At 43.7% G+C, this 26,992-nt stretch carries 26 protein-coding genes, 2 tRNA genes and 1 pseudogene; 18 read left to right on the forward strand and 11 right to left on the reverse strand.

Annotation, left to right across the window (positions count from 1 at the left end):
- The 4 genes from J2755_RS03085 to fdhD are packed head-to-tail and all read left to right on the forward strand — an operon-like array spanning window position 1 to window position 3,367.
- Window positions 1–810, forward strand: coding sequence for a formylmethanofuran dehydrogenase subunit C (locus J2755_RS03085; protein WP_209679504.1), 810 nt, complete (start codon window positions 1–3; stop codon window positions 808–810).
- A gap of 10 nt (window positions 811–820) precedes the next feature.
- The gene (locus J2755_RS03090) at window positions 821–1,210 is read left to right on the forward strand and encodes a molybdopterin dinucleotide binding domain-containing protein (protein ID WP_209679505.1); all 390 of its coding nucleotides are present in this window, start codon (window positions 821–823) and stop codon (window positions 1,208–1,210) included.
- A 1-nt stretch (window position 1,211) separates the two neighbouring features.
- Window positions 1,212–2,528 (forward strand): formylmethanofuran dehydrogenase subunit B, encoded by a 1,317-nt coding sequence (locus J2755_RS03095; RefSeq protein ID WP_209679506.1) that lies wholly within the window; start codon window positions 1,212–1,214, stop codon window positions 2,526–2,528.
- Complete coding sequence (gene fdhD, locus J2755_RS03100) at window positions 2,525–3,367, forward strand: formate dehydrogenase accessory sulfurtransferase FdhD (protein WP_209679507.1); 843 nt, start codon at window positions 2,525–2,527, stop codon at window positions 3,365–3,367. Before J2755_RS03095 ends, fdhD begins: the two co-directional genes overlap by 4 nt.
- A gap of 26 nt (window positions 3,368–3,393) precedes the next feature.
- On the opposite strand, the gene J2755_RS03105 is transcribed toward fdhD, so the two are convergent.
- Window positions 3,394–4,191, reverse strand: coding sequence for a nicotinate-nucleotide pyrophosphorylase (locus J2755_RS03105; RefSeq protein WP_209679509.1), 798 nt, complete (start codon window positions 4,189–4,191; stop codon window positions 3,394–3,396).
- 84 nt (window positions 4,192–4,275) lie between these two features.
- The gene (locus tag J2755_RS03110) at window positions 4,276–4,785 is read right to left on the reverse strand and encodes a hypothetical protein (protein WP_209679511.1); all 510 of its coding nucleotides are present in this window, start codon (window positions 4,783–4,785) and stop codon (window positions 4,276–4,278) included.
- Window positions 4,786–4,900: 115 nt separating this feature from the next.
- Here J2755_RS03110 and J2755_RS03115 point away from each other — a divergent pair, with 115 nt between their 5' ends.
- Both J2755_RS03115 and J2755_RS03120 read left to right on the forward strand, forming a co-directional pair.
- Window positions 4,901–5,641 carry a Nif3-like dinuclear metal center hexameric protein gene (locus J2755_RS03115; RefSeq protein WP_209679521.1) on the forward strand — a complete coding sequence of 247 codons (741 nt, stop codon included), beginning with the start codon at window positions 4,901–4,903 and terminating at the stop codon, window positions 5,639–5,641.
- Window positions 5,642–5,651: 10 nt separating this feature from the next.
- Window positions 5,652–5,819, forward strand: a complete 168-nt coding sequence (locus J2755_RS03120; RefSeq protein ID WP_209679524.1) for a hypothetical protein — start codon at window positions 5,652–5,654, stop codon at window positions 5,817–5,819.
- Here the strand turns inward: J2755_RS03120 and J2755_RS03125 are convergent.
- Window positions 5,816–6,370 (reverse strand): tRNA (cytidine(56)-2'-O)-methyltransferase, encoded by a 555-nt coding sequence (locus J2755_RS03125; RefSeq protein WP_209679526.1) that lies wholly within the window; start codon window positions 6,368–6,370, stop codon window positions 5,816–5,818. The two genes, J2755_RS03120 and J2755_RS03125, sit on opposite strands and share 4 nt — an antisense overlap.
- Before the next feature lie 11 nt (window positions 6,371–6,381).
- Window positions 6,382–7,902 (reverse strand): AMP phosphorylase, encoded by a 1,521-nt coding sequence (locus tag J2755_RS03130; protein WP_209679528.1) that lies wholly within the window; start codon window positions 7,900–7,902, stop codon window positions 6,382–6,384.
- Between the two features lie 205 nt (window positions 7,903–8,107).
- On the opposite strand from J2755_RS03130, the gene minD reads away from it, so the two are divergent.
- From minD to J2755_RS03150, 4 genes are read left to right on the forward strand one after another with little or no spacing between them, the layout of a single operon-like run.
- On the forward strand, window positions 8,108–8,902 hold the full coding sequence (minD, locus tag J2755_RS03135; protein ID WP_209679531.1) for a cell division ATPase MinD: 795 nt from the start codon (window positions 8,108–8,110) through the stop codon (window positions 8,900–8,902).
- Window positions 8,903–8,918: 16 nt separating this feature from the next.
- Window positions 8,919–10,880 carry a type II/IV secretion system ATPase subunit gene (locus J2755_RS03140; protein WP_209679533.1) on the forward strand — a complete coding sequence of 654 codons (1,962 nt, stop codon included), beginning with the start codon at window positions 8,919–8,921 and terminating at the stop codon, window positions 10,878–10,880.
- Window positions 10,877–11,800 (forward strand): type II secretion system F family protein, encoded by a 924-nt coding sequence (locus J2755_RS03145; protein WP_209679535.1) that lies wholly within the window; start codon window positions 10,877–10,879, stop codon window positions 11,798–11,800. Before J2755_RS03140 ends, J2755_RS03145 begins: the two co-directional genes overlap by 4 nt.
- 1 nt (window position 11,801) lies before the next feature.
- Window positions 11,802–12,791, forward strand: coding sequence for a type II secretion system F family protein (locus J2755_RS03150; protein WP_209679537.1), 990 nt, complete (start codon window positions 11,802–11,804; stop codon window positions 12,789–12,791).
- A 9-nt stretch (window positions 12,792–12,800) separates the two neighbouring features.
- Here J2755_RS03150 and J2755_RS03155 read toward each other — a convergent pair whose 3' ends face one another.
- From J2755_RS03155 to J2755_RS03165, 3 genes are all read right to left on the reverse strand, one after another.
- Window positions 12,801–13,367 (reverse strand): FumA C-terminus/TtdB family hydratase beta subunit, encoded by a 567-nt coding sequence (locus J2755_RS03155; protein ID WP_209679539.1) that lies wholly within the window; start codon window positions 13,365–13,367, stop codon window positions 12,801–12,803.
- On the reverse strand, window positions 13,352–14,206 hold the full coding sequence (locus J2755_RS03160) for a fumarate hydratase (RefSeq protein WP_209679889.1): 855 nt from the start codon (window positions 14,204–14,206) through the stop codon (window positions 13,352–13,354). The genes J2755_RS03155 and J2755_RS03160 overlap by 16 nt, the downstream gene beginning before the upstream one ends.
- 21 nt (window positions 14,207–14,227) lie before the next feature.
- Window positions 14,228–14,313, reverse strand: a tRNA-Leu gene (locus tag J2755_RS03165).
- A 197-nt stretch (window positions 14,314–14,510) separates the two neighbouring features.
- Here J2755_RS03165 and arsB point away from each other — a divergent pair.
- Window positions 14,511–15,704 (forward strand): ACR3 family arsenite efflux transporter, encoded by a 1,194-nt coding sequence (gene arsB, locus J2755_RS03170; RefSeq protein WP_209679542.1) that lies wholly within the window; start codon window positions 14,511–14,513, stop codon window positions 15,702–15,704.
- A gap of 51 nt (window positions 15,705–15,755) precedes the next feature.
- Window positions 15,756–16,421, forward strand: a complete 666-nt coding sequence (locus J2755_RS03175) for a molybdopterin-dependent oxidoreductase (protein ID WP_209679544.1) — start codon at window positions 15,756–15,758, stop codon at window positions 16,419–16,421.
- Window positions 16,422–16,481: 60 nt separating this feature from the next.
- Here J2755_RS03175 and J2755_RS03180 read toward each other — a convergent pair whose 3' ends face one another.
- From J2755_RS03180 to J2755_RS03190, 3 genes and pseudogenes are all read right to left on the reverse strand, one after another.
- A complete protein-coding gene (locus J2755_RS03180; protein WP_209679545.1) occupies window positions 16,482–16,913 on the reverse strand; it encodes an FKBP-type peptidyl-prolyl cis-trans isomerase in 432 nt (143 codons plus the stop codon).
- Between the two features lie 294 nt (window positions 16,914–17,207).
- Window positions 17,208–19,616 (reverse strand): annotated as a pseudogene (ppsA, locus tag J2755_RS03185) (phosphoenolpyruvate synthase).
- 165 nt (window positions 19,617–19,781) lie between these two features.
- The gene (locus J2755_RS03190) at window positions 19,782–20,354 is read right to left on the reverse strand and encodes a hypothetical protein (protein WP_209679547.1); all 573 of its coding nucleotides are present in this window, start codon (window positions 20,352–20,354) and stop codon (window positions 19,782–19,784) included.
- A gap of 119 nt (window positions 20,355–20,473) precedes the next feature.
- Here J2755_RS03190 and J2755_RS03195 point away from each other — a divergent pair, with 119 nt between their 5' ends.
- From J2755_RS03195 to J2755_RS03220, 6 genes are all read left to right on the forward strand, one after another.
- On the forward strand, window positions 20,474–20,902 hold the full coding sequence (locus tag J2755_RS03195) for an ester cyclase (protein ID WP_209679549.1): 429 nt from the start codon (window positions 20,474–20,476) through the stop codon (window positions 20,900–20,902).
- A gap of 86 nt (window positions 20,903–20,988) precedes the next feature.
- Window positions 20,989–22,671: a site-2 protease family protein gene (locus tag J2755_RS03200; protein WP_209679551.1), complete on the forward strand. Its 1,683-nt coding sequence runs from the start codon at window positions 20,989–20,991 to the stop codon at window positions 22,669–22,671.
- 14 nt (window positions 22,672–22,685) lie between these two features.
- Window positions 22,686–23,717: a potassium channel family protein gene (locus tag J2755_RS03205; RefSeq protein WP_209679553.1), complete on the forward strand. Its 1,032-nt coding sequence runs from the start codon at window positions 22,686–22,688 to the stop codon at window positions 23,715–23,717.
- Complete coding sequence (locus J2755_RS03210; RefSeq protein WP_209679555.1) at window positions 23,699–24,388, forward strand: potassium channel family protein; 690 nt, start codon at window positions 23,699–23,701, stop codon at window positions 24,386–24,388. Before J2755_RS03205 ends, J2755_RS03210 begins: the two co-directional genes overlap by 19 nt.
- A gap of 17 nt (window positions 24,389–24,405) precedes the next feature.
- Window positions 24,406–25,176, forward strand: a complete 771-nt coding sequence (locus tag J2755_RS03215) for a sulfite exporter TauE/SafE family protein (RefSeq protein WP_209679557.1) — start codon at window positions 24,406–24,408, stop codon at window positions 25,174–25,176.
- A 61-nt stretch (window positions 25,177–25,237) separates the two neighbouring features.
- Window positions 25,238–25,336, forward strand: a tRNA-Arg gene (locus J2755_RS03220).
- Between the two features lie 17 nt (window positions 25,337–25,353).
- Here the strand turns inward: J2755_RS03220 and pheT are convergent.
- Window positions 25,354–26,976: a phenylalanine--tRNA ligase subunit beta gene (pheT, locus tag J2755_RS03225; RefSeq protein ID WP_209679560.1), complete on the reverse strand. Its 1,623-nt coding sequence runs from the start codon at window positions 26,974–26,976 to the stop codon at window positions 25,354–25,356.
- Window positions 26,977–26,992 lie beyond the last annotated feature (16 nt).

Below are 26,992 nucleotides of genomic sequence, written 5' to 3' on the forward strand. Positions count from 1 at the left end.
ATGGCAGAGGTTATACTTACACTAAACAAAGAAATAGATCTTAAAGTTGAAGCAGACGTGATTACTCCTGATGAGTTTGCAGGCAAAGGAAATGCTGAAATAAAGCAGCTGCTTGTCTGGCAGGGTCCAACCCAATTCCCTCTTTCAGACTTCTTTGATGTAGAAGGAGATGGAGGAAACTCAGCAGAGGATACCAGCATTGTAATCAACGGCGATACTTCACGCGTAAAACTCATTGGCGCGAAAATGACAGCCGGAAAGATTACCGTAAAGGGTTCCACAGGAATGCATGTGGGATCTGAAATGGCTGGCGGAGAAATTGTCGTCGAAGGTGATGCAGATTCATGGCCTGGAATGGAGATGACTGGAGGAGTCCTCCACATCAAAGGAAACGCAGGCGATCATGTCGGTTCTGCATACCGCGGAAGCTGGCATGGTATGAAAGGCGGACGCCTGATGGTTGACGGAAATGCCCGCAGCCAGATTGGTGGCGGAATGGAAGGCGGAGAAATCATTATCGGTGGCTCCATTGAGAACTTCTGTGGACTTCACCAGACCGGCGGGCTTATTGTGGTAAAAGGTGACGCAATCCGTGCAGTCGGCGCAGAAATGAGCGGCGGCACAATTGTTGTCGGCGGACACATCCTGAAATTCACACCTGGAATGCAGGCTGATGGCGAGGAATCCAATCTGGAATTCGGAGATGTTGCATGCGATGGCACTTTCAAGAAGTTTGTTGGTGACTATGCAATTGCCAAGAAGCCAAAGGGTATCCTGTACGCAGGAAAAGAAACTAATCCGGATCTGTGAGGTGACAACAATGAAATTCTTACTCAACACCGGAAGTACTATTGATGAAGGAAGGCTTGCAAAAGGTGGAAACAAATACAGCCAGGATTACATGGATGAATGTGCTGTCTGCTGGATTTCCCCGGAAGATTTTAACATGCTGGGATGCCCTGAAAAGGTAAAAGTTACCAGCACTGATGGCAAGCACTCAATCGTGGTTAACACAAAATGCACTGACAGTGTAGTGTGCGGAGATGTCTTTATGCCCCGCGCCATCTGGTCAAACGTTGTAGTCGACCCATGGACATTCTCCACCGGTTCCCCACTTTACAAGGGAAGCCCTGTAACCGTGGAACCAAGTGACGAAGAGGTGCTCAGCGCCGAGGATGTCGTACAGAAATTATACTATGGAGGTGAGTGAAATGGTTGTCAAGAATGTAGTATGTCCTGTTTGCGGAGGTTCATGTGAAGACATCCAGGTAGAACTCAAGGACAACAGCATCACTGTAAAAAATGCCTGTAAAATGGGTAACGGTAAGTTCCAGGAAGTTGTAAGTGAACACCGTATAAAGGACCCAATGATCAAGAAAGACGGCAAGTTTGTCAAGGTAAGCTGGGAAGAAGCTCTCGATAAAGCTGCCGAAATTCTTGCTAACTCCAGAAGACCTCTCTTTTTCATGGGAAGTGAAACATCCTGTGAAGCCCAGGAAGTTGGTCTTCATATGGGCGAATATCTTGGCGGTGCAGTTGACTCCAATGCAACTATCTGCCACGGACCTACCTGTATGGGTATTCAGGAAGCAGGTCTTGCTACATCCACCTGTGGAGAAGCAAAGAACCGTTCTGACCTGAACATTTACTGGGGAACAAATCCACTTGCTTCAATGCCAAGGCACATGTCCAAATACGCCCTTTTCCCAAGGGGTTACTGGACAAAGAGAGGCAGGTTTGACAGGAAAGTAATCACCGTTGACCCACGTAAGACAGACACTGCAGTTGCTTCTGACCTGCACATCCAGCTCAAGCAAAACAGTGACTACGAGCTGCTGAATGCATTGAATACCATTCTTAACGGGAAAACACCACACCACTCTGTGGAGCAGGTTACCGGTGTACCGATTTCCGTAATGGAAGAAATGGTTGAAATGATGCTTGAAGCCAAATTCGGAAGCGTGAACGTCGGTCTTGGAGCAAGTTCATCATTCGGTAAGCACCGCAATATCGAAATGGCACTGAACTTTATCAAGGAACTCAACAACAACCATGGCACTAAATTCAGGATCGGTGCGCTTCGTGGACACTGCAATGTTGCAGGGTTCAACCAGATTGCATCCTACCTCTATGGATATCCATTCGCACTTGACTTCGGACGCGGATATCCAAGGTATAACCCTGGAGAGACTTCATGTGTTGATCTGCTGAGGGAACACGATGTTGATGCAGCCCTTGTACTTGGTGCTGACCTTGTGGGACACACTCCTGCAGATTCTGCAAAGTACCTCTGTAACATACCAATGGTTTGTATTGACATTGCACCGGGTCCAACCCCATCAGGTGCAGATGTTCTCCTGCCAGGTGTTATCGATGCATTCGAATGTGATGGTACATTCTACAGGCTGGACAACGTACCAGTCTACTTCGAGCCATTTACTGACTCACCCTTTGAATTTACAAAGAGCAATGAAGATACCATGAAACAGCTCTTTGCAAAGGTCAAGGAACTCAAAGAGAAAGCATGAGTCAGGACGACTGGCATTTCGATAAGAAGCCAAAAACAAAAATCACGTGGAAAGAAGAGGAGCGGGATGAAACCGCTCCTTATGTTTCCATGAACTGCATTGAGATCAAGGGAGATGAAACTCCAAAAGAGATCAGTGTGGACGTTGTCATTGAGGAAATGTATGACGTTTTCCTGAATGACAATTATATTTCTTCTTTTTTAGCAAGTCCAAGAGAACTTGAAGAGATGACCGTAGGCCACCTTATAGCTGAAGGTCATGTCAGCAGTGCTAATGAAATTTCATCAATTGAATTTGACGGTAGCAAGTTGCTTTGCAAAACAAAGGAACCTACCAAAAGCAAGGATGAAATTGTTTCATCATACCTGTGTGACTGCTCGTTATGGAAATTCCACCAGCTTACAAAAAACAAGACTGCCCCTGACCCCGATATACGAGTCAAAAAAGATACACTCTTCGACCTTATTGATCATATTTTTGAAGAAGGTAAAATCTGGAGGCGTACCGGTGGCGCACATTCAACCATCATTGCAAGCCCTGAAGGGGAAGTGCTCGCATTCTGCGAAGACGTCAGCCGGGCATCTTCTGTCGACAAAGCAATTGGGAAAGCCGCGCTTGATGGTGTGAAGCTACACAAATGCATCATGGCAACTTCCGGCAGGCTATCCGTCACAATGGTCGGAAAAGCAGTAAATGCAAGGATCCCGGTTATGGTAAGCAAAGCCGCACCAATGGATCAGGGAATCAAGCTTGCACAGGAAAATAATGTGACACTTGTTGGATTTGCACGCAAGCCTAATCTTTACATTTATGCAAATCCTGAAAGAATAGTGATTTGACAAGGGGTTTTACTGAAATCCCGTTTTCAGCTTTCGATTCGTTTTATTGTTGAAGTCATGTCAAGTGGCATTGCATAATAAGGAGCGGTTGTTACAATGACATCCGCATATGGTGCATATGCAGCCACATCCTTTGCATTGATTCCACCAACTGCAATTTCAAGACATGGGTTTATAGTTCTGAGAAGCGGGACAAGAACATCGAGTTTATCTGGAGTGTAATGATCCAGCAGGAGCATATCTGCAATCTTAGCATACCGGAAAGCGTCCTTATCATCCCGGGGTTCAATTTCTACTTTCCTGACAGCATTGGGTTTTTCCACCGGCCCGGCGACTTCAAGATGATTTTGTGTAATTAGAATCGAATCACTGAGGGAATTGCGATGATGTATGCCACCGCCGGCTTTCACAGCCTTTAACTCATATTTCCTGAAACCAAGATGTGTTTTCCTGCTTGTGGCTATCAGGACGTCCGGGTTTACTGCTTTTGCCGCTTCAACCATTTCCCGTGTTTTTCCTGCAATAGCACAGGTCATCGAAAGAAAAGTCTGGGAAACCCGCCAGAGTTTGAAAATTGTCCGTAGATCACCACTGGCCGAAAAAAGAACAGTGTTAGCATCGAATGAGCAACCATTTGCAACATAAGCTACAACATCCAATCCTCGTTTACGGTAAAACTCAGCGAGATCATCAGTGCAGGCAGCTACTCCTGCGTCTCTTGAAATTATCTCAATTGTGCCTTTTCCGCTAATGCAAAGAAGATCAGTTGTCTCATCACCGTACGGACAATCCTCCGCAAGATAATGCTCGAAATGATTAATCATACCACACCATATCTATGAACTCTTTTGAGTTATATAAAATATTCGATATTTTAGTGGTTTGGATGCAGGACACAGTTACAAATTTTAATTTTTAATAACGGTTATCTCTTTCTTGATGATTACGCGTTCTCCTTCCTCCGTTTGTAAATCATCCAGATCTGCATAGTCAAATTGCTCACAAACAGATTCATCAAGACTCCTCATCACACAAAGCCTGACAATCTCATCAGGAGCTAACTCGTCAATGAAATAGAAAGTTGTGTGTCCATTTGAGTTGGGGTAATTCTTATCTGAGACCTTTTCCACAAGATCAGTACCAAGGTATTCCTTATAAGGATCATAGGATGTGGCGTCTGCTTTTATCTTGAAAGCATCAAAGTGAATTTCCTCACGGGCATAGTACGGAGTCCCATCACTTTCCTTCACATAAACATCCAACCTGGCTGAAAAAGTAATATTTTCAGTTTCCTCAGCCATCAGATCCAGATTGTCTACACAGCCGGAAAGAAATAATGAGCTTAGACATAGACACAAAATTAAAACTGCTGCTTTCATGTTTTCACGTACCACCTTATCTTTCTCAATTGTCTTCATTAGAGGTAATTCTTGTTTTATATAAGTCTGTCTAATTTGTCTTTAAAAGTCTGGATCAAACCAAGATCTCCAAAAAAACGACACATTCATAAGAAAAACCAACCAATCAATACCCATGCACCTTTATGAAGTGGTCAGAACACTTGAAGAAATTGCATCTCCTGAACTTGCAGAAGATTTCGATGAAGGAAAAATCGGCCTGAATCTTGATCTCAACAACGACATAAACAAGATAGCCGTTGCTCTTGATGCCACAGGATACGTAATAGAAAGAGCAGCGGACATTGATGCTGACCTGCTGGTTGTGCATCACCCTTTCATATTCCATTCAATAAACAGCATTTCCACTGGTTTTGCAGCATTGCTTGAAAAAGCTCTTGCAAACCGCATTTCCATTTACTCAATGCACACCAACTTCGATAAGGCAGCAGGAGGAATTAATGATGTTCTTGCAAAACGCCTAGGATTGAAAGGTGTTGAAGAACTGGAGGCCGGGAGAGTAGGCTTTATTGATGACTGTACAGCTGACATCTTTGTACATCATGTCTCAAAATCCCTTGACACAACTATTCAGTATGTAGGGGAAAAAGAATCTATCACCAAGGTAATGGTTTTTGGAGGCAGTGGTTTTAACCCTGAATATCTTGAATCAGCCCGGAAAATGGGAGTTGATGCCTACGTTTCTGCCGAGCTTAAGCATAATATCATCCGTGACTTTACCGATATGCTGCTTGTTGATGCAACCCACTATGCCACTGAGAATCCCGGTATGGAAGAGCTGACTACTACAATTCGGGATAAAACCGGCATTGATACCGAGTTTATCGATCATAACCCATTCATAAAAGTGCTTTGAGGGAGCTTTCGTGGCCGAAAAAAAATCAATAAATGAAGAAGAAATTACCGATGATGAACTGGAGGAAATACTCGTAAGCCAGTTCAGCAAGCAGGGCGATAAAAAGCACCGTGGGTATGGCGGTTACGAAAGAAAACCTTTGCACAAAGGCCCAAAAGCGGAAAAAAAGAAAGATTAATCAGGGTTCTCAATTACCTGCTTCCCGCATTCGGTGGGAACAACTTCCAGTTTTGCCCCTTCAAACTTCTTATTCTTAAGTGGATCATTGCCTTCTGAAAGCCTGTCAAGGGTTACTGCAACTGCTGCAACTTCCGAATGCGGTTGGCTGCCTACCGCAACGTTCCAGTCTGCAAGCCCATAGATTTCAAATGGTACTTTTTCAGCACCTACGACAATCATAAGCTTGTCAGGCAGTTTCATTGACTCTATTGCATCAGGCAAGTTTATCCCATACATGGAAAGATGGCAGATTTTACCGCCCGCTTCCTTCCAATCCCGAATAGCAGCTTTCCAGCTAACATTGTGCTTGATATAGAAATCACCGCCCCATCGCTCAACCACATCACTAACTGATCTGACAATACCCTTGTCTTCGGAAGCAAGCAGCATGCCTTCGGCACCAAAAGCCCTTGCAGTCAACGCTACATGTGTGGTAATTCGCTTATCTCTCTCCGGACGATGCCCGAGACGAAGTATGACTATCCGTTTTTCTGTAGGAGAATCTGACATGAGACAAAGCCTCAGAGTTCCTTGATAGATGGAACCTTTTCAAGCAACATGCCCTCAACAACAATTGGAAGATCACGCTGGGCACTCTTGATTGCTTCCTCCAGCTTTTTTTCCTTGTCAGCATAAATTGTTAAAATCGGCTCACCTTTCTTGACAACCTCGCCATGCTTCTTGTGAATCCGCACACCTGCACCCTTGTCATTGGGAGCACCTGCCGTCCTTGCAATCTGGACAATGCGCTTATTTCTGAATTCAAGAACATATCCCGTTGCCGGAGATACGAGATCAGCAGTGTACTGTCCGGGCTGGATATCATTAGAAGTTACATTCGGATCTCCACCCTGGATTTCAATAATTTCCTTAAATTTGGCAAGGGCCTTCCCGTTTTTCAGGGTCTCAAGAGCAAGTTCCTGACCCTGTCCCGGGGATGCAACGCCACCCATTTCAAGCAGCATTCCTGCAAGAACGGTACTCTTTTCAATCAGGCTGTTAGGACCTTCCAGTGTCTCAAGTACCTTCAATGCCTCATGTACTTCAAGTGCAGGACCAACAGTTCTTCCCACAGGGGATGCACCATAAGTAAGTGCACAATCCACATCCATGCCCAGGCGTTCCCCGAGGTTAATCAGATCCCTGGAAAGTTTCCGCCCTTCATGAACATCCTTAATCTTGGTGCCTGGTCCGGTTGGAATATCCATAACGACATGTGTAGCGCCTACAGCACCTTTCTTTGCCATAATTGAAGCCAGCATCTGACAGTGGGGATCAATGGAAAGCGGGTATTCAACCTTGATTAGTTTGTCATCTGCAGGTGCAATATTGGTAGCACCACCCCAGACAAGAACGCCACCAACCTTCTCGGTCATCTCTTTGACTTCGGAAGCAGAAAACTCCACAGGAGCGAGTATTTCCATCAGGTCCGCAGTGCCACCTGCCCCGGTAATGGCACGGGAGCTGGTTTTGGGAATCAACAATCCATTGGCTGCAACAATTGGAACAATCAGCAATGATATCTTGTTACCAGGGACACCACCGATTGAATGCTTGTCCATTATTGGATTGGTAGCGAATTCCAGCTTTTCACCGGTATCAATCATGGCTCTTGTAAGCCACTCGGTTTCATCATCTGTCATGTCATTAATATAAGTGGACGCAAGAAATGCAGCAATTTCAATTTCACTAAGATTCTCTTCAACAATATCCTTTACAAGCTCATGAACTTCATCCTGCTCCAGCTTGGCCCCATCCATTATTTTACGAATTATGCGAGCAGAGCGAGGTTTTTCAGCTGGCTCCACCTCTACGATTTCAGTCCACTCACGTTTCAGATCTTCCTTAATTTCATGATAAAGGCCAATCATTCCAGGCCCAATCATGTCTTCCGTGAAGTCAACAATCGCAGTTACCGTAACATGCCCGGTAACGCGTACCCTGTCACCCTCGTATACCCCGAGTTCCTTTGCGTCAATGGAATTGAGAATTACCTTGTATTTCCCGACCTGAATGTCTATTGGTTGAACCTTGAGCTCCATTTCTTGTCACCTTGAACTAATTATCGTTAACTTGCTACCGAGTAATAAACTTATTTAAGCCGCTATTAAAAAGGGTTATATATCATTATCATCATCATTATAATGTAATCATAATTATTATATACACCGAAACATTAAGTAAGAGAAAAAAATAATAGAAAATAGATTATATTAAATTTATAGATATATTTGTAGGGGACATGAGATGGTGAGCAGTGTATTCGTTATAGCTTCCGGGAAGGGAGGAACAGGCAAAACTACGCTTTCAGTAAATATTGCAACTGCTCTGGCCGGACTCGGAGAAAAAACGCTTTTAATTGATGCAGATCTTGGCATGCCCAACGTAGGCATGTTTATGAAACTCGATGAAATTACAGTCAATTTTTATGATGTCTTGAAGGGAACTGCAAAAATACAGGACGCGATTTACGAGGGACCCGCCGGGCTTAAAGTACTTCCATGCAGTCTTTCACTGGATTCATACCAGAATTCAAACATCGAAAGGCTAAAAAGTTCTATAGAACCAATTTTGGATGACTACGATCATATTATTATTGACACACCTCCGGGACTAAACAAGAATGCGCTTGTTCCGTTCCAGATATCTGACAAAATAGTTCTTGTAGTCAATGATGACATTACGTCAATAGTTGACACCTTAAAATCTGCAAAAGTAGCAAAAAGTTACGGCAAGCACATTGAAGGAGTTATAGTAAACAGGATCAATGGAAATCTTGAAAGCGGCCTGAAGGCCAAGATCCAGAAAACTCTGGGAACAAACATTTTGTCCGAAATCCCAAATGATCCTATGATTGCAAAAGCATTATCCTTACAAACTCCTGTAGTATCGAAATATCCGCAATCTGAAGCAGCTTTTACCCTGAAAAGAACAGCAGCAATGCTGGTGGGAATTGATGTTCCGGAATATTCGCTTCAACCTGCAGAACCTGTTGTAGAGAGACTTGGATTCTTCAGCAGGGTAAAAGCCATGTTCGTATAACAATGGGTGGTACTTAATGGATCAAGCTTCAAATACTCAACTGTCCAATGCAGAAGAGGAAATACAAAAAGATATAAAAAGTGAAGAACTGGCAGAAAAAGTCACAGACAAGGAAGTTGAAAAAAAGATTGTGACCGAAGATAGTGAAGCCGGCGATTTGCTGGAAAAAGCACTGGACGACCTGCAAAGTGATGATGGTTTTACGGCAATTACTGAAGAAGATGTGCACGCAGAATCCCTACAGGAAACTGCAGAACTTTCAGAGAACATTACCGTTGACAAATTAGGAAAGGTTCCAGAGGAAATCGAAAAGGTTTGGGAAGATGCAATTCGGGAAATTACCGAAGAGAAGGCAAAAGCAATTGAACCGGAAGTTTCCGAGATAAGAAAAGAACCTTTCTACAAGAAGATTGGCAGATTACTTACGGCAAGCAAGCTCAAATTTGAAGATTATGACATTACAAAGGATGGACCCCTTGTCGATCTTTCGATGCCTGCGGGAACTGCACAAAGAGAAGTTGAACTTTATCCTATTAATCCACCCTATTCCTATGTACGGATAACATATGATACTGACATCCACGAATACATGTACACAGTCCTTGAGCCCTTATTGTCCGCAAGTGAAAAAGAACTGCTGGAAAATGTCAAGGAACGTCTCGTGGAGTCTATAGATATTAGCCTCAGTGAAACCAGCCGGACCAATGCAGAGAAACTACTCCGGGACGAATTCCTGCAATTCCTGAGGGATTACTCCATTGAAACATCTGCACTTGTCCGTGAAAAAGTGATTTACCACATTATCAGGGATTTCCTGAACTACGGGAAGATAGACGCAATGATGCGCGATCTCGATATTGAGGATATATCCTGTGACGGACCGAAGACTCCGGTTTACGTTTATCACAGGAAATATGAATCAATTCCTTCAATCGTCCAGTTTGACACCGACGAGGAAGCGGATTCCTTTGTAATCAGGATGGCACAGATCTGTGGAAAACATATTTCCGTTGCTAACCCGCTTCTCGACGCCACAATGCCTGATGGGTCAAGGATCCAGTTAACCCTTGGAAGAGAAATTACCACAAGGGGAAGCACATTCACCATTCGTCGCTTTAATGAAAACCCAATTACTCCGGCAGAACTTGTGGATTTCCATACCTTCTCCAACGCTATGATGGCGTACATGTGGCTTGCTGTGGAATCCAGTAAAAGCATAATTTTCTCAGGCGGTACTGCATCAGGTAAGACAACTGCGATGAACGCAGTTTCAATGTTTGTCCAGCCCGAGATGAAAATCGTATCCATTGAAGATACCCGCGAATTAAACCTAGCACACCCCAACTGGATCCCCGGTGTTACAAGAGAAGCCTTTAGCGGGGAATCAAAGGGATCCATTGAGATGTACGAGCTTCTAAGGGCAGCGCTAAGACAGCGTCCCGAATACATCCTCGTGGGAGAAGTTCGTGGTTCTGAAGCTTACGTTCTTTTCCAGGCAATGTCTACAGGACATACCACATTCTCAACTATACACGCCGATTCTGTCCAGTCCATTGTACACAGGCTGGAAAACCCCCCAATTAATGTTCCAAGAATAATGATCCAGGCTCTGGATATTGTATCCGTACAGGCACAGGTAAAAGTTGGATCTGAACGCGTCAGGCGTAGCAAATCCATTACGGAAATTGTAGGTGTTGATCCCCGTACCGGAGAATTGCTGACAAATGAAGTGTTTGTGTGGAATGCAGCAAAGGATTCCTTCCAGTATTCCGGAAGATCCTATGTTGTCGAAAGCGTCATGGAAAACAGGGGTTGGGATGAAGCCAGGGTGAAATTAGAACTGCAACAGCGCCAGGACGTTCTCGAATGGGCCAGAAGAAAAGGAATCAGTAACTTCAAGGATTTCTCCAAGATTGTAGTGGCTTATAAGAGAGAACCGGAAACCATAATGAAGCTTGTGGAACAGGATCTGGTATGACTAACAGCTATTTTGTTTATGCCTACTCTTTGTTTGGAAAACATTTCAAACAAAGAAAGGATAAATATTACAACCTCAGGATGGATCTCCTGAAAAACAGGATGAATCTCGGATACGACATGTATCTTTCAGGTGCCCTGTTAACCGCAATTTTGAGCACAGTCCTGATATTACTATTATTCAATTTGATCTTATTCATATTTGGAGTTCCTGATCTGCCAGGCAGCAGACTTATGATCCCTGCATGGATGGGATGGCTTGTACCATACAAGCTGCTGATAATACAGTTTTTCGGAAGCCTGTTAACTATAGCCTTCTGCATGGCTGTTATCTACAAAACGTTTGTATTCTACCCTTCAATAATGGCATCTAACAGGAAAAGAAACATCGAGCAAATCCTCCCCTATGCAATTAACTACATGACTGCAATGTCGGGTGCTGGTGTTTTGCCGGTAGAACTCTTCAGATCTCTTGCGCTGAACAAGATATACGGAGAAGTCTCAACCGAAGCACGCTATCTTGTAAGGGATATGGAAGTACTCGGAAAGGATCTGGTAACTGCAATGAAGAACCTCGCCCAGACAACCCCTTCACCAATGATGCAGGAATTTTTGCAGGGTGCAATAACAGTGGTTACTTCCGGAGGAGAACTGGAGCCTTATTTTAAGATTAAGACGGAACAATACATTGTTGAAAACAGGCAACGACAGAAGGAATTCCTGGAAACATTGGGATTGCTGGGGGAGACATATGTAACGGCATTTGTCGCAGGCCCGCTTTTCCTGATTATAGTCATATCCATCATGTCGATAATGGGTGGAGCACAAACAGTCTTCCTTTACTTGCTAATATATGCCATCGTACCAATTGGAAGCATAATGTTCCTGGTAGTAATAAGTACCCTTACCCCGGAGGAATAAAATGAAGGTCTTTGGTAAAAAACAGGAAGAAACAAATCTCGATTACCGGCTTACTGAAGAAGAATTGCTGGAAAGAGAAGACCTTCATATTGAAAAGAGGCTTGAGGAATCCAGACAATTTGTAAAGCTCAGGCAATTCTTGCGAGACCCAAGGAATTCATTTTATCAGTATCCGGAGTATGCATTCATATTCAGCACGCCTGCTGCGTTATTATTTTTCTTATTTGGTTTCCAGGCAACAAGAGGAACTATCTTAATTGACGATGTGATTATTTTCACAGTCTTGATACTGATAGCCCCACCTGCAGTCACATACAACAGGAAGCGTAAGACAATTAACAGGATTGAAGAATCACTTCCAAACTTCCTTCGGGATCTTGCTGAAATGGGTCGTGCAGGGCTAACGCTGCCGGGAGCGGTTAATACCGTTACACGTGGTGAATACGGGGCTCTTACACCTGAAATTAAGAAAATGGATGCTTCACTGTCATGGGGTATTTCATTCGAAAATACGCTTGATCAGTTTGCAGCAAGAATGAACACTCCCCTTATATCCAGAACGGTAGCTTTGATTACACAGGCAAACAGGGCTGGAGGACGTGTTACATACGTGCTGGAAGCAGCTGCAAGAGATGCAAGTGAAATCAAGACACTGCAAAGAGAAAGAAATGCGAACATGATGGTTTACGTGGTTATTGTATACATGGCATTCTTTGTCTTTATTTTTGTCATCCTGATGCTGTCATCCCGCTTTGTACCCACAATGGCAGAAGCCGGGCAGGCTGCAGCTGCTGCGGGTGCAGGAAGTCGTTTCATAGGTGCATTTGATCCGGATACATTCAGAAGATTACTGTTCCACGCTTCTGTAATCCAGGGATTTGTTGCCGGTCTTGTCGCAGGACAGATGGGAGAAGGCGAGATATCAGCTGGTCTTAAGCATTCAATCGTTATGACATTGGTCGCATGGGCTGCATTCACGTTCTTTATCTAAAAACGTGAGTTAACCAATCAGCCCTTTTGCTTTTTCTTTTATATTAGAAAACAGATCGTTTTCTATTGCATCCATTCCGACGATAAGGGGACCAAAGTTTTCCACCTCAAGTTCCCATACACCTTCAGCCATACCCAGATCCGGCCAGTGAAAAGTCTTTACCTTTTTAATTGCCCGGGCTGCAAGGGCAGCACAACCACCCGTGTAGGCAAGGTAGATGCAACGTCCTTCAAAAGAAGCCGATAAGCCATCCATCCCACCTTTCCCGATAAGGACATGCACATCGTACAAATCCAGCAAAGAAGGTGTCATGGAAATCATCCTGGCACTTGTGGTAGGTCCTGCAGCCACAACTTCCCAGCCATTTTCGATTTGCTTCATGAGAGGACCGCAATGATAGATAACAGCACCATCAAGAGAAAAGGGAAGTTTTTCAACTTTTTCGTTGTATTCAAGCATACGTGCATGTGCTTCGTCACGAGCCGTCAGTATCGTTCCTGAGAGGTAAACAACATCCCCACATTTCAGATCAAGAATGTCATCCCTGTAGAGTGGAGTCTTCAGATGATGTTCCACTGAGAGCCCCTCCTGAAAACAACAGTCGAATGTCGATTAGCCCAGCATTGGATGTTAATTGCAACCGGCAGGGATGCAGTATGGCAATGTGCCTTGTTAATATGAACTGCCAACGCAGTAGTGTCTCCACCCATACCCATTGGACCGATACCCAGTGAATTAATCCTGCGAAGAAGGTGAAGTTCTTCTTCGTCCATATCCTGAACATCACGTAGCAGGGATGTTTTTGCAAGAATTGCGGATTTGTCGAAGGAACCACCAACACCCACACCTACAATCACAGGTGGACACGGTTTCCCCCCGGCATTGAAAACCGATTCAAGTATGAAATCATCAATTGAGTTTACTTCAGTAGGGTTCATCATTTTAAGAACGCTCATATTCTCAGACCCGGCACCTTTGGGTACGACAGTAACACGTAGTTCATCCTCATCAATAAAAGAATATTTGATATCAGGAAGACCGACTCCGGTGTTATCATTGCTGTTGTGGCGAGTAATCGGATGAACGGCATTTGGACGAAGCGGTATTTCAAGAGTAGCTTGTCTGAGTGCTTCCCTGAGAGCTTCCTCCAGATTAAATGGCAGTACAATATTCCTTCCAATTTCAACCTTGAAAATAAAAATTCCCGTATCCTGGCACATTGGGATGCTTTTTTCCTTTGCAATAGACACATTCTTCAGGATTGCCTGCAGGTGCGATTTAGCCACATCTTCGGATTCGCTTTTTTCAGCTTTTTCAAGTGCCTGAACTACGTCTTTCGGAAGAACGGTTTGTGCCTGTTTTATGGCAGATTTGACGCCATCGATAACATCTTCATAGCTGAAAGATTCAGACAGAATAAATCACATCCAGAAAAATGGTGCGAGAGGGGGGATTCGAACCCACGAACTCCTACAAGAATGGATCTTGAGTCCATCGCCGTTGGCCGCTTGGCTACTCTCGCACGCTGTTGTGTTAAGGTCTAAATAGCAGTATTTTTTATAAATCTATCGCAGGAGAATAAGTTTTAGGTAATATTTCCAACAAAATAGTCATCGTTTGACCTATAGTTGAAATCCATTTCAAATTTAATTGAAACCACAATTCTCTTATACGACAAAAGCATTTCAATAATTATTGAAACATGGGAGACATACAACTATGGGTGAAGAGAGCTGCCCCCCGGTGGGACCAAAAGGACTTGGTTTTTTTGAGAAATATCTTACAGTATGGGTTTTCCTGTGCATAATTGCTGGCATACTACTTGGTAAATTCGCACCCGGACTGGCCCTTTATCTTGACAGCATTGCAATTTACTCGGATGGAGCACCAATTGTCTCAATCCCTATTGCAATCTGTCTTTTCTTCATGATGTATCCCATTATGGTTAAGATCGATTTCGGGGAAGTCATCAAAGCAGGCCAGAATCTGAAACCGGTAAGCTTGACTCTCTTCATAAACTGGGCAATCAAGCCTTTCACAATGTATGCTATCTCAATCTTTTTCCTTGGCACCGTATTCCTTCATTTCATCGGACCTGATGCAGTAGATCTAGTCAAGATGCCTCTGGGACTTGATCTCCCCGTAGGTGCAACCTACGGCGAAGGTACAGTGGTGCTTGTCGAAGGCATAAAGATGCTGGAAATACCACTTTGGAGAAGTTATCTTGCAGGCTGTATTCTGCTGGGAATTGCTCCATGTACCGCAATGGTACTGGTTTGGGGCTACCTGGCGAAAGGAAATGATTGCCATACGCTTGTAATGGTAGCAATCAACTCCCTTGCAATGCTCCTGTTCTACGGCCCACTCGGAGGATTCCTCCTTGGTGTTGGCAATCTCCCTGTTCCATGGGAAGCACTTGCTATGTCCGTGGGAATCTACGTTGCACTTCCCCTTGGAGCCGGATACCTATCACGCAAAATTATATTCAGGACAAAGGGAGAAGAATGGTTCAACAATAATTTCCTTCACCTGCTGACACCTGTAACCATAATCGCACTCCTTGTAACCCTTATACTATTGTTCAGTTTCAAGGGAGAAACAATCCTTGCGCAACCACTGACAATACTCTGGATTGCAGTACCCCTGTTCCTTCAGACATGTCTGATCTTTGTTCTTGGGTATGTAATGGCAAAGATGCTGAAACTCACATATGAGGATGCAGCCCCTTCAGCGATGATTGGTGCTTCCAATCACTTTGAAGTGGCAATTGCAACCGCAACAGTGCTGTTTGGCATTTCCTCAGGAGCCGCACTTGCTACAGTCGTTGGTGTACTAATTGAGGTACCTGTGATGCTGCTGTTGGTAAGATTTTGCCTACGAACAAAGGGCTGGTTTGGAACGGAAAATGCATGAAAAGCTATATCAGCTTGCAAAGAAATCTCATATGTGGAGTGTGGCCATCACATGAAAAAAATCCTGTTTACCTTAACACTTATTCTGATCTTGCTTTCAGCCGGGTGTATATCGACTACTCCCGATGAGGCAGAAGTATCCCCGATAAATGAAAACGAGACTGAAACACTGGAATATGACGGTGTAGATCTTACCCCTATTGATGAGCAGCGAAACAATGCGATTAAAGGAACACAGTATCTTTATCCGGACGATTATCGGCTTGAAATAACCGGAATGGTAAACGAAACAACTGTCCTGACATACGACGATATACTGTCTTACCCGTCTGTCTCAAAGGCAGTTCCGCTGGATTGTGTTGAAGGCTGGGGATTTGCGGCAAAATGGACAGGTGTAAAAATGGAAACCCTGCTTGATGATGCCGGATTGCAGGAAGGGGCAACAACAGTTATCTTTTATTCCGAAGATGGGTATTCCACAGCCCTTGAACTGGATTACCTGCTGGATAAGAACATTATTGTAGCCTACAAGATCAATGATGTAACCCTGCCTCATGACAGAGGATTCCCCTTGCAGCTTGTTGCTGAAGGAAAATACGGTTACAAATGGGCAAAATGGATAGTGAAAATAGAAGTAACCAATGAGGACTATCAGGGTTACTGGGAAAGCCGCGGCTACAACAACAATGCTGACGTTGGCGGTCCAAGATTTGGATAATCTGTAAAGCAGTTATTAGAAAAATGGAAAAGATGAGGATTTCATCTTTTCCTGAAAAAATCAGGATGAGATTTCCACAACTTTTATTTTAAAGTTAAGAGGTTTGCCGGCAAGAGGATGGTTCATATCGAGAATAATTTCCGAATCTGAAACTCCTGTTACCTTCGCAGGTAATTCCATGCCCTCAGGTGTTTTAACGACAAGTATGACTCCAGGAGTAACCTCACCATCAATCTGAATCTGGGCTCTGGGCACATGCTGAACAAGCTCAGGGTTAACATCGCCGTATGCATCTACGGCTTCAATCCTGAACTCTTTTTCTTCATCCACTTCCATGCCGATTACCGCTTCTTCAAAACCCTTGATAACCTGTCCTGCACCAACGGTAAATTCAAGTGGTTGTTCATGATTTTCTGAACTGTCAAAAACAGTTCCGTCATCCAGAGTCCCTGTATAATCAATTTTTACTGTATTTCCATCATTTACTGCCAATTTATCAACTCAGTGTTGTATTCAAATGAGAGTACCCATTCTTGGGTTGAAGTGCGCAGAGAGTTTATTTAGTTGTTGTGGTGATAGGAGAAAAACTACCAGAATAAGATGGTTAGTTCCCCTATTCCAAAAAAAGCATGTTAGAATTCAGGAAAACACTGCCTATCAAAATAGAAATATCCGGGATATTTCCCGGAAAATTGATTTCTCTTATTTCCATAGTTTCCGCAATTCCAAGTTTTTTCAAAATCACTTTATGGAACGAAACGGAAAAGTATAAGTCTTTAATTCCGTTCAATCCCCCATACCTTTTTCTGTTTCCAGCACTTTGAGACGTATCTTCAAAACCGAGTCCGGATTCAAGGAAATGGAATCGATGCTTTCTTTTACAAGAAACTCAGCAAATTCGGGAAAATCACTTGGAGCCTGTCCACAAAGACCACTGTGCTTATTGTTTCTCATTGACCCTTTAATTGCCATGGATACCATCGCCTTCACAGCTTCATCCCTTTCGTCAAAGGTTGAAGCCAAAATTTCAGAATCCCGGTCAACCCCAAGTGTAAGTTGTGTAAGATCATTTGAACCAATTGAAAACCCGTCAAAGTATTTACTAAATTCATCAATCAAAATAACATTACTGGGTATTTCACACATCATATAGATTTGGAGATCATTAACACCCCTCTCCAGACCATGGTTTTCCATTTCTCCAATAACTTTCCTGGCTTCTTCTACACGCCGGCAGAAAGGTATCATCAGAATAAGATTGGTGAGCCCCATCTCATCCCTTACCTTTTTCATTGCCCTGCATTCAAGAGCAAATCCTTCCCTGTATCTTTCATCGTAATATCTGGAGGCACCTCTGAAACCCAGCATTGGATTACTCTCTTTGATCTCAAAATCCTCTCCCCCGATGAGGGTTGCATATTCATTGGATTTGAAATCACTCATACGCACCACTACCGGTTTTGGATAAAATGCTGCAGCAATTGTAGCGACACCTTCTGCAAGCCTCTCTACAAAATATTCACTTTTATTGGAATAACCATATGTTAATTGCCCGATTGTTTCAATTACATCCTTATCCGTAACCTTTTCCATATGTATCAAAGCCATCGGATGAACTTTGATGTAACTGCTAATGATGAACTCAAGCCTTGCAAGCCCGATCCCATCATTGGGTATTTTTGACAGTGAGAAAGCCTCTTCCGGATTTCCCAGATTCATCATAATCTCCGTTCTGGGTTTGCCCACGTCTTTTAGTTCCGTAATTTCTTTGTGGAAAGAAAGCTCACCTTCATAGACTTTTCCCGTATCCCCTTCGGCACAGCTTACAGTAACATCCATACCCTAACTCAGCTTTTCTGTGCCGTTATCTGCACCCACCACTGCCGGGATATCAAGTTCACGGCTGACGATAGCCGCATGACATGTCCGTCCTCCCTTGTTGGTAATGATGGCTGCTGCTTTTTTCATAACAGGTTCCCAGTCAGGGGTAGTGGTATCTGCTACCAGCACTTCTCCGGATTTAAAGGAAGATAAGCCTGAAATGTCCTTAATGACATGTACTTTGCCAGAAGCAATTTTGTCACCCACACTCCGACCGGTAACCAGTACTTTTCCTTTTTCATCCATGAAATAGGTTTCAAGTGTATCCTTCCTTTTCTGGGACTGCACAGTCTCCGGCCTTGCCTGGACAATGAATAATTCACCTGTATCCCCATCTTTCGCCCATTCGATATCCATAGGCATATTTTTATTGGCTTTGCCTGAATAGTGCTCCTCTATGATAACAGCATACCTGGCAAGTTGAAGGATTTCATCATCGCTTATGCAAAATTGTTTTCTGTCGGACTCAGGCACTTCAACATTACGTGTCAGCACTCTGGAATCCCCACGACCATAGATCATTTTGATTTCCTTGCTGCCAACCTTTTTGCGGATAATAGGCTTGTAGCCTTCCTTAAGGGTTGGTTTGAATACATAAAACTCATCCGGATTTACCAGCCCCTGAACTACATTTTCGCCCAAACCATATGCTCCGGTAATAAAGACTACATCTTCAAAACCTGTTTCCGTATCGATAGTGAATAAAACCCCGCTTGAAGCAAGATCAGAACGCACCATTTTCATGATACCAATAGATAATCCCACCTCAAAATGATCGAAATTGTTGTTTATCCTGTAAGAAATTGCCCTGTCAGTGAACAATGAAGCAAAACATCGGCTACAGGCATCTCTCAGGGAGTGGTAACCATGAATGTTAAGATAGGTTTCCTGTTGCCCTGCAAAGGAAGCTGTCGGCAAATCTTCTGCTGTGGCTGAACTGCGCACAGCGACATCTGCATCAACACCATACTGTTCGCACAATTTATCATACGCATCTTTAATCTCATCCCATAAGTCGTCTGGAATGGAGGCATCCAGTATCATGTGCCTCGCTTTGTTGCCCACTTCAGGGAGATTGCTGAGATTTGCCGAATCCAGTTCATCAAGAGTTGCTTTTAATTCTTCAACAATATCTGCTGAATCAAGTACATGCCAATAGGCCTTGGCAGTGATGGCAAATCCGTTTGGAATCTTGATATCTTTGTCTGTAAGTTCCCGGTACATCTCCCCAAGAGAGGCATTTTTGCCCCCTACAAGAGGAACATCATCGATAGTTATCTCTTCAAACCAACGTATATACTTGCTATTGCTCATTGTAACCCCACCGGAATGTTAATCCCATATATGATTGTTCTCAAGAAGTTTTATCTTTTCGTATATCCCACTGTACCCCAGATAGATCTACAGCATCCGATATCCTGTATCCATAGATTTCCCAATCTGCAAAACTGTGAAAATGCGTGCATCAGTTTTTCATAATCAACTATCGTTTAAATCTGAAGGATTCTGATGCCTGAGTGCAACTTCAAATACTGCACTAAAGAAACTATCCTTCAGTTTTTCAACGTACAACGCTTCATCCAGATCTATCCAGACACTATCAGTATCTTTGCTTCTTTCCGGCTCTATCTGAATAACATAGGAATTTACCTGCCTTTCCCAAAACCAGTCTGCACTTCCAAATTGAATGTACTCAGCATCCTGTTGAGCAAGATTTTGAAAATCCTGAAACAACTTCTTCCCATCAGCATTGTTCTGAATACAAAATGTCAGATATCCAATTCGATAATTGACTTTCTCAATCTCATTAGAATACTTGTCAAGAGGAACAAGGTTGTGGGGGTCACGCTCCGCATCATGAACAAAATGTCCATAGCAACATTGGATAGTAAAACAATGCGGGATTTTTGTAAATTCCTCCACTAATCTCAATATCGGAGAATCAATCGATCCTTTATTGATCTCTTCCTTCAACTGAAATAGGGATTGCTTTCGCTCAATTTCATAGGATTTGTTGAGAACGAAAGGTTTCGCAGTTGTGAAAGTTTCCATGTTGAATTATTTGGGTTGGCTGTATTTAGCGATGATGTTCACTCCGAAAGTGAAAAACCAGATAAAACCCCTTGCTACCGACAACATTTATAAGTTAATACGTCACTTTTTAAAATACAATGGGAGAAGCAGACGACTCTACAGAGAAAAAAAACAAAAAAACTGTGATGAAAGTCGCGAGTGCAGGCTGGAAACCGGAAGTAGTTTCTAAATACTGCTCAGAGGATTACCTGATTCATTTTGGAACTGCCGATCTGGATCGTGACCATCTGATGGAATTCATGGGATCAATCCATCACGCACTACCTGATCTCAGGTACAAGGTTAACGACATAATTGCAGAAGGAGATAAAGTCGTTACCCGTTGGGTTGCTCTAGGAACTCACAAACGAGCTTTCCAGGGGGTTTTACCTACACAGCAAACTGTCCAGTTTAGCGGAATTACTATTAGTCGCCTGAAAAACGGAAAAATTGTGGAAGACTGGGAAGAAGTCGATCAGCTGAATTTCAGCCAGCAGTTTGGAGCATTTCCTCAAGAATCAATGTGATATATCCTGCTGATTTTCCGTAGACCGGTTGGATTTAATACAAAAAGCTACACCTAAACAATATACTAACCCGGCGGAGAGTAATCTTGACAAATACAACAACTGCACTGGCAGTCTTTTTTGTTTACTGGATGATAGTAGTCCTGCTTGAAAAGAGGGGAATACTTGCTAAATATAACATCTCTACTTATGGCCCTATCCTCATGATCAGGACCCTCAGGGGACAGGGATTACTTAACTGGCTTGCAAGACCACGAAACTTCTGGAAAAAGTTTGCTGATGCGGGTATTATCCTCATGTTTGTGGGAATGTTCGCCATGTTGCTTGTGGTGATAGTCTCGGATATTGCCCTGCTGTCATCCCTTACTACAGATTCCATGCCGGAACCCAGTAGCTTTAATGAAGCAAGGAACATCTTCCTTATACCGGGAGTTAATGAATTCATACCCCTTACATGGGGAATAATTGCCCTTGTTGTTACCCTTGTGGTACACGAGCTTGCACATGCAGTTCTCTGCCGTGCCGAAGACATCCGTGTGAAATCAATGGGCCTGTTGGTTGCAATCGTGCCTATCGGCGGATTTGCCGAGCCTGACGAAGATGAACTGTTCGGAGAAGAGGAAGTTGATGAGGAAGGAAATATTCTCGGAAGAGTGAATCCTAAAGCTACGCAAAAACAACGTGCACGTATTCTTGCTGCAGGAGTTATGTCCAACTTTATTGTAGCCCTAATTGCTTTTGCACTTCTTTTTGGCCCTGTTATGGGAGCAATTGCACCTGTCGGAAACGCTCTGGTTATGGACGTGCAAAATGGATCCTCTGCAGCAAATGCCGGAATTGAGGGCGGAATGATAATAACCGGGATTAACGATGTCCAGATCTCCAACGTCAGCGAACTCATAGCCTACACAGATACACTTGCAAATGGCTCAATTGTAACTGTTTATGCATCAAAGGACAGGATTGTTGAACCCTATGAAGTGACAGTAATTCAAACCGCTGATGAAATAAAAACAGGCATTGCCATAAATGACATTGTGGATGAGTCACCCGCAGAAGCAGTAGGACTTGAAGCCGGAATGGTAATTCTGGAAATCGACGGAAACCCAACAGAAACTCCGGATGATTTCGTTTCATACATGAATACTACTACAGCAGGCCAGGAAATTGAACTTCTGATAAGAACAACAACCAGCGATGAACCTGTGTCTTACAGGATTACACTTGCTGCGCATCCAAATCCAGAGAATGAAAAAGGTTTCTTGGGAATTTTCTACGCACCGGATGGCATCCGGCAAACGCCCCTTGGAATAACCGTTGGTGAATATCCTGCAAAAGAATACCTGGAACTTCTCAAAAGTATCCCGTCAATGCTTACCGGCATAGCAGGATGGATAATCATTTTCGGATTGCCAATCGTAGGTTTTGCAGGAGAAGGATTCCCTGGATTTACAGGAGCACTTACGCAGCTTTACCAGCCTGTGGGATGGGCAGAACCTCTGGGAGTAGGAATATTCTGGATTGCGAATAGCTTGCTCTGGATCGGATGGCTGAATTTCTATGTAGGACTTTTCAACTGCATGCCTGCAGTTCCACTGGATGGTGGACATGTGTTCCGTGATTACCTGCAGAAATTTATTGGCGGAATTGTCAGGGATACCGAGAAGGCAAAAGGTCTTTCATCATCCATAGCAGCTGGATTTACAATCCTGATTATCATGTCATTCGCTTTCATGATATTCGGTCCGTATCTGGTGCATGGTTTCTGAGAAGAGGAGTCTGAATGGAACTTCCATCCATTTTAAGAAAACCGCTTGCAAAGCACCTCATTTTAGCGCTCTCAGTGATCATAATCCATATCCTCCTTTTCCTTTATTTTGCTTCAAGAGAAGGACAAATAGAATACGTCAATGTTGTCGACGCCACCTACTGGGTCATCAGTACGGTTACAACTGTCGGGTATGGGGATATAGTGCTCACTTCAATGGGTGGGAAAATTTTCACAATGATTGTACAGCTTACAGGCGTGACAATGGTATTCGGGATACTCATTTCTTTCGTTGTGACACCATGGTTTGAAAAATCCCTTCACACACAATTGCCGAGGAAAGCGCCTCCGAATCTGGCCGATCACATAATAATATGCGGATACAACCGACTTGTTGAGACTCTCATAGAAGAGCTAACAGAGCAAAATGTAGATTTCCTTATAGTAGAAGAGGATGAGGGAATTGTGGAGAGCATTGCACAAAGGAAATTACCATGTATATTGGGTTCTTCAACAAGTGAAGAAGTCTTGAAAAATGCAAGCATTGAAAATGCACGTTTTTTGATAGCTAACGGGAATGATGAGGAAAACGCAAATATCGTCCTCACTGCAACAAACTTTGCAGATGTATACATAATTGCAGTTGCCGATGAAATGTCGAATGTAAAATACCTCAAATATGCCGGAGCAGATAAGATTGTGTCCCCGAAACTCGTTCTGGGAAGATTCCTGGGAAACAAGGCAGTTGATCCCTGTTCGGGAAATCTGGGAGATGCTACGAATTTCTTTGATGGGTATAGCATTGTGGAGCTGCCCATATATCCGGGAAGTGAACTGCTGGGCAAAAGTCTCGGAGCTTCCAAAATCGAAGAAGAAACTGGAGCATCTATTATAGGTCTTCGTAAAAGCGGCGTCCTGACTTTTGAAATCAAACCAACGGAAATTATTCGTGAAAATTCCGTTCTTCTTGCAACCGGAACACTGGAACAGCTTTCCTACCTTAAGCAAATGACACGTGGAGGGACAATATGCAAACTGAACACATAATTGTCATGGGCTACGGAGACGTCGGGAAGAATATTATCGGAATACTTGAGAAAGAAAAGGCAGATTTCGTAGTCATAGATATTTCCGAAGAAACATTTTCAAAAGCTTCTTTTAATTACATCGTTGGTAACGCAGCTGATGAAGAAGTTCTCAGGGAAGCGGGTATTGAAAATGCCTCAACTGTGATTATTACTTTAAACAATGATACCAGTGTAATTTTTGCAACCTTAATCGCAAGAGGGCTAAATCCCCTGGCAAATATTTTTGCCCGTGCCAATTCCGTTGATTCAATTGATAAGATATACAAAGCAGGTGCTGACTACGTTGCATCCCTTTCAATTGTTGCAGGGCAAATGCTTGCAAGAATTACAGCAAGCTGCATTAATGTGGAGTGCGAGGAACTCAAGGAAGAAATTCACCTGTATGAAGGTATTGAAATCGAAAAATACCAGATTCCGGAAAACTCTGCTCTTGCAAGGAAAACACCAAAGGAGCTGGATCTCATAAGGCAAATGGGATGCAGAGTGATAGGAATCCAGACAGGAGACAATGTTATTGTTAAAGGGTTTGAGTCCCATGAACTCCTGCCCGGGGACATTATTGCTGTTGCCGGAACGCTTGAGAGCATAGGCCAGTTCAAGCAACAATACATGCATCCAGTCAATGACTGAAAGGAAGAAAAGTGCCAATGCTTGAGCTATTCGAATTTATTCCAATAATTTTCTGCCTCTCAGCAGTCTTCGCCCTTCTGGGGGTAGGGGGTGCAGTAATTTATATCCCCCTGTTTTACCTGCTGGGAATGGATCTCCTCGTCGCAATTCCCCTGGCTCTTTTGCTCAATGTAGTAACAGCGGGTTCTGCATCGATTACTTATATTCACAAAAAGACCACTGATTTCCACACGGCATTTCCAATTATAATCGCAGCCGTTATAGGCGCTCCCGCAGGTGCATATTTTACCGGCATCCTGCCTGAAAAGACATTGCTCATACTGTTCAGTCTTGCTCTTGTAATTGCCGGAATCATCTTAATTCGATCAAAGGATCGAGGTACAGAAGTACATGCAATTCCACTGAAAAAGAAGATCTTTTTCGGATCCATCCTTGGTTTTTTCATCGGTATCATAACAGGTCTGCTGGGTCTGGGTGGAGGGATCTTTTTAGTACCAATGCTCCTGATGCTTGGATACAGCACAAAGGAAGCTCCTGCAACATCAATGCTGGTTGTTGCGTTTTCCTCGCTTTCAGGATTCCTGGCACATGTTGCTGAGATTGATATTGAAATCACTTTTCTGGCAGCACTCTGTATCGCAGCCCTTGCAGGAAGCCAGATAGGCTCCCGCCTGATGTACACAAGGAAGCTGGGACTGGATAGCCATCTCAAAATTCATTTCAGGCATATCTTTGGAGTACTTCTGCTTTTTGTTGCGGTTATGCTCCAATACTGGAATGGTGCGTGAGCTACAGTTTTAAAATTGCACAGAAAACTTTAATACTGACAGCAGTCTAGTTAGTTCCGCTGGGCCTGTAGGGTAGCGGATATCCTCATGGGCTTCGGAGAACTATAAAAAATAGTTTCGGAGACACCCATTGACCCGTGTTCGAATCGCGGCAGGCCCGTTTATCCCTTCTTATCCTTATTTTGGAGTAATGTCCATTTCAAAGCCTACGGTAGCGTGTCCCATTCCAAAATTGGTGAGCACTTCGGGGTGGAATTCACCCATGACTCCAACCTGAACTCCGTCAACAAAAATATCAGCAGCTCTGCCCGGAATAAAGGCCGGATCATCGGACTTGGCAGTGGTATACTCCACGCATTTCTCTCTCATCACGGCATCAACCAATTCCCTGACTTCCTCAAAGTTTGCCTGTGAATGAATGGAAATAGCTGCTAAATGAACACGGTTTCTGCAATCTTCCACTACTTCACCGACTTCAAAAAGGCGCTGTGGAAGCTCATGGTGCTGGTTTAATGACAGTATTTCCATCAGGTTTGGCAGGATGGTAGGACGCACAAGTGTCTGGTCCTCGCTAATCGGTTTCAGGACTTTTGTGATTCCCTCCTGCTCCGGGCGCCTCATCCAGTCAAAATGAACCCTTTCGCTTGTAAGGGTGAATGGCATGACTTCCATATACCCCAGACCAACCATTATCTCACGCATTCTTGTGCCAAGAAGGGAGAGTGGATGTGCCGCTCCAACTGCTGCGTTTTTGGGTGGAACAGGTTCGATATTATCATAACCAATTCCGATTGCGATATCCTCAATTAAATCATAACTGTGGAGTATGTCAGCCCTGAAGGAAGGAACCTGAATCTCAATATTCCCGTTCCCGGCATCCTTTGCACCTAACCTCATTTTCTCAAGACAGGCAACAATTTGGTCCACAGGCATTTCCACACCGATAAGGGATTCAATGTCGTCTCTGGTCAGGTGACGAACAGTCGGGGAGAGGTCAGGAGTAACCTGTGTACTGCCGTCAGGAGAGATGACTTTTACAGTCTCAATCCGGGCGCCTCTCTCAGCAAGAGCGGAAACCACAATGTTAAGAGCCGTATAGACTTCCTTGCTGAGACCGGTGACATCAATGAAAAGATCTGTTGTGCTTTCTTCCACCATAGTCAGAGTACCGTTGATGATTGGCGGGAAAGAAAGGACATTGTCATTGGCATCCTTGATAAGCGGGTAGTAGTCAAATCCTTCAAGCAGGTTTGCAAAGCGAACTCCCTTGGGGTGTTTCTCAAGGATTTCACGCATGCTCATCGGCTCTGTAAACCCGAGTGGCACAAACTCGAATTCCGGATCTGCTGCCATATACCTGAATGGCGGCTTAATATTGGCAAGATCATGAACACCTATGGATACTTTTTTGCGATCCCTTCCAAGTCCCCAGTGAAGGGACTCCTGAAGATCCATGAGTGATTTGATTGAAGAAGAGGTGAAATTGATTCCACGTACGATTGCACAGCCTAACACCGGACGAATATCTGCAATTTTCTTATCCAGAGTTATTTCAACACCTGATTCTTTAGTCGTGTATTCAGGAAGACCGGGTTCAATGTCCATGAAACCACGCATTGCCCTGGCTACGCCTTCAACACTGTAAAGATCGGGCCTGTCAGGGAAGAACTCAATGTCAATGGAAGATTCTTCTTTTCTTTCAATGTCTGCACCGATCATGGGGACACGATCAATAATTGTATCCCTGTCACTTCCGGTAAGTTCTTCGAGGTCGTTGTAATCCAGTGTTATTATAGGCATAGGAATCGCTCGGCCA

The organism is Methanohalophilus levihalophilus (assembly GCF_017874375.1).
Taxonomy (GTDB): domain Archaea; phylum Halobacteriota; class Methanosarcinia; order Methanosarcinales; family Methanosarcinaceae; genus Methanohalophilus; species Methanohalophilus levihalophilus.

Coding starts and splice junctions, on each gene's coding strand:
- J2755_RS03130 (WP_209679528.1), bottom strand. CDS start 7,902: ATGGAGCTCAAGGTTCAACCAATAGACATTCAGGTCGGGAAATACAAG.
- J2755_RS03195 (WP_209679549.1), top strand. CDS start 20,474: ATGGGAGAAGCAGACGACTCTACAGAGAAAAAAAACAAAAAAACTGTG.
- J2755_RS03105 (WP_209679509.1), bottom strand. CDS start 4,191: ATGATTAATCATTTCGAGCATTATCTTGCGGAGGATTGTCCGTACGGT.
- J2755_RS03110 (WP_209679511.1), bottom strand. CDS start 4,785: ATGAAGACAATTGAGAAAGATAAGGTGGTACGTGAAAACATGAAAGCA.
- pheT (WP_209679560.1), bottom strand. CDS start 26,976: ATGCCTATAATAACACTGGATTACAACGACCTCGAAGAACTTACCGGA.
- J2755_RS03145 (WP_209679535.1), top strand. CDS start 10,877: ATGACTAACAGCTATTTTGTTTATGCCTACTCTTTGTTTGGAAAACAT.
- J2755_RS03175 (WP_209679544.1), top strand. CDS start 15,756: ATGAAAAAAATCCTGTTTACCTTAACACTTATTCTGATCTTGCTTTCA.
- J2755_RS03215 (WP_209679557.1), top strand. CDS start 24,406: ATGCTTGAGCTATTCGAATTTATTCCAATAATTTTCTGCCTCTCAGCA.
- J2755_RS03090 (WP_209679505.1), top strand. CDS start 821: ATGAAATTCTTACTCAACACCGGAAGTACTATTGATGAAGGAAGGCTT.
- minD (WP_209679531.1), top strand. CDS start 8,108: ATGGTGAGCAGTGTATTCGTTATAGCTTCCGGGAAGGGAGGAACAGGC.
- fdhD (WP_209679507.1), top strand. CDS start 2,525: ATGAGTCAGGACGACTGGCATTTCGATAAGAAGCCAAAAACAAAAATC.
- J2755_RS03205 (WP_209679553.1), top strand. CDS start 22,686: ATGGAACTTCCATCCATTTTAAGAAAACCGCTTGCAAAGCACCTCATT.
- arsB (WP_209679542.1), top strand. CDS start 14,511: ATGGGTGAAGAGAGCTGCCCCCCGGTGGGACCAAAAGGACTTGGTTTT.
- J2755_RS03150 (WP_209679537.1), top strand. CDS start 11,802: ATGAAGGTCTTTGGTAAAAAACAGGAAGAAACAAATCTCGATTACCGG.
- J2755_RS03210 (WP_209679555.1), top strand. CDS start 23,699: ATGCAAACTGAACACATAATTGTCATGGGCTACGGAGACGTCGGGAAG.
- J2755_RS03115 (WP_209679521.1), top strand. CDS start 4,901: ATGCACCTTTATGAAGTGGTCAGAACACTTGAAGAAATTGCATCTCCT.
- J2755_RS03125 (WP_209679526.1), bottom strand. CDS start 6,370: ATGTCAGATTCTCCTACAGAAAAACGGATAGTCATACTTCGTCTCGGG.
- J2755_RS03085 (WP_209679504.1), top strand. CDS start 1: ATGGCAGAGGTTATACTTACACTAAACAAAGAAATAGATCTTAAAGTT.
- J2755_RS03140 (WP_209679533.1), top strand. CDS start 8,919: ATGGATCAAGCTTCAAATACTCAACTGTCCAATGCAGAAGAGGAAATA.
- J2755_RS03190 (WP_209679547.1), bottom strand. CDS start 20,354: ATGGAAACTTTCACAACTGCGAAACCTTTCGTTCTCAACAAATCCTAT.
- J2755_RS03095 (WP_209679506.1), top strand. CDS start 1,212: ATGGTTGTCAAGAATGTAGTATGTCCTGTTTGCGGAGGTTCATGTGAA.